At 63.5% G+C, this 1,566-nt stretch carries 1 protein-coding gene and 2 pseudogenes; 1 reads left to right on the top strand and 2 read right to left on the bottom strand.

Features of this window, described 5'->3' with window-relative positions; all coding sequences use genetic code 11:
- A pseudogene (locus tag IE107_RS34390) lies at positions 1-102 on the bottom strand (IS5/IS1182 family transposase); the annotation flags it as partial.
- Between the two features lie 646 nt (positions 103-748).
- On the opposite strand from IE107_RS34390, the pseudogene IE107_RS35645 reads away from it, so the two are divergent.
- A pseudogene (locus tag IE107_RS35645) lies at positions 749-1,059 on the top strand (transposase); the annotation flags it as partial.
- 165 nt (positions 1,060-1,224) lie between these two features.
- On the opposite strand, the gene IE107_RS34380 reads toward IE107_RS35645, so the two are convergent.
- Positions 1,225-1,566: transposase (locus IE107_RS34380; protein ID WP_189548262.1), on the bottom strand; the 342-nt coding region annotated here is incomplete at its 5' end.

The raw sequence follows: 1,566 nt of genomic DNA, 5'->3' as shown, positions 1-1,566 counted from the left end.
CGTCCCGCCGCCCTGCGGGCGCACCTTCGACGGCGGGATCAACGGCTTCGCGATCTCCCACAGTCCATCCGGAACAATCCAACTCCACGTATCCCGCCCCATGAACAGCCCAACGAGCGATCACCACATAGGACACGGTCTTAAGTTTATCGACGGCACCTTTGCGATGATGGCCGAGATGCGTAAACGTTGGCAGTTGCCGTCGACGGTGATGGCATAGCAGAGTGGTGCGTCTTTCTGTTGGACTCGCGGCCCTGTATGAATGTGATTCATATACTGGGGGCCTGTGGAGTGGAGATAGTGCGTGGCATGGGGATTTGGGAATGAGAAGTGGGCGGGCTGTCATGATGGGCGCAACTGTGATTGCTGTGGGAGGGGCTGGCGTGATTGCGACGAATGTCGTTCCCTTTCATTCGTCAGTGGTTGATTCCGCGCGCTCGCTGGCTTCCCTGCGTGGTGTGATTCCTGCTGCTTGTGTGCGAGTCATTGCCCTGGACCTGTCTGGGCAGGAGTCCCGGGCTTCGAAGAATGCCGTGACGCGGTTGCAGCGGTCGGTTGTGGCGGCTGACAGGGACGGTGTTGACGCCTGGATGGCGTTGGGGAGCCGTATCTTCGCGGAAGGCTTGCAAGGGCCTCGTCAGCTACGGGAGATGCCGTCCTTCGCTGGGGACCTGCTTGACCCTGAGGCTGATCCCTTGGATTGGACACCCTGACAATGGATCTTGATGGTCCAGGAAGGGATGTCCAGGTGGGACGCCAGTCTCCGTACCCGGAGGAGTTCCGGAGGGACGCCGTCGCGCTGTATCGCGCGGGAGGCGGCAAGCGCACGTACGCGGCCGTGGCCGCCGAGCTCGGGATCACCGGGGAGACACTGCGCACGTGGGTCCGCAAGGACACTGATGCGAACGTGTCGACCGTCCGGGGCGGGAGCGGCCCGTAGAGTCAGGCCGGCGAGCTGGCCCGGCTGCGGGCCGAGAACGCCAGGCTGCTGAAGGCCGAGAGGGAGTGGCAGCTGGAGCGCGAGATCCTGCGCCGGGCGGCCGCCTATTTCGCCAGGGATTGTGTCCTGAATACGAAAGAGAGTTGGTTGTAGGACAGCTTTCAAGAGTGATGCTGTGCGGAAGATGAAGGTTTTGTGGCCCTTCGGAGCCGCCCTGCGGGGGGAGGCTTCAAACCGCCTCATGCTGCGTTACTGAGGTTGAACTCGTGATGTCGCCGGGTTGCTCAGGTCGGCCTGATGGTCAGGCCGGTCTCGGCGAGGCAGCCGTCTATGAGGTCGCTGCGGTACTGGATGTGCCGTAGGCCTCGTCGGATGCGCTGGACGAGGTGTTCGGGGGTGGTGAAGGCGACGTTGGAGAGCCATCCGCGCCGTAGCAGGGACCAGATCCCTTCGACGGGGTTGAGGTCCGGTGCGTAGGGCGGCAGGTAGTAGATGGTCAGCCACTCGCGGGCTGCCGCCCACTGCCGCAGGTCGGCGGCTTTGTGGACGTTGAGGTTGTCCCAGACGAGGACGATCGGGCCGCCGAGCTGCTGGTGGGCGGCGATCAACAGGTCCCGGTAGTCGCG

The sequence above is a fragment of the Streptomyces gelaticus genome (genome assembly GCF_014649535.1).
GTDB classification, from domain to species: Bacteria; Actinomycetota; Actinomycetes; order Streptomycetales; family Streptomycetaceae; genus Streptomyces; species Streptomyces gelaticus.
The sequence above is the reverse complement of the archived record's forward strand: the minus strand, read 5'-3'. Positions and strand labels throughout refer to the sequence as shown.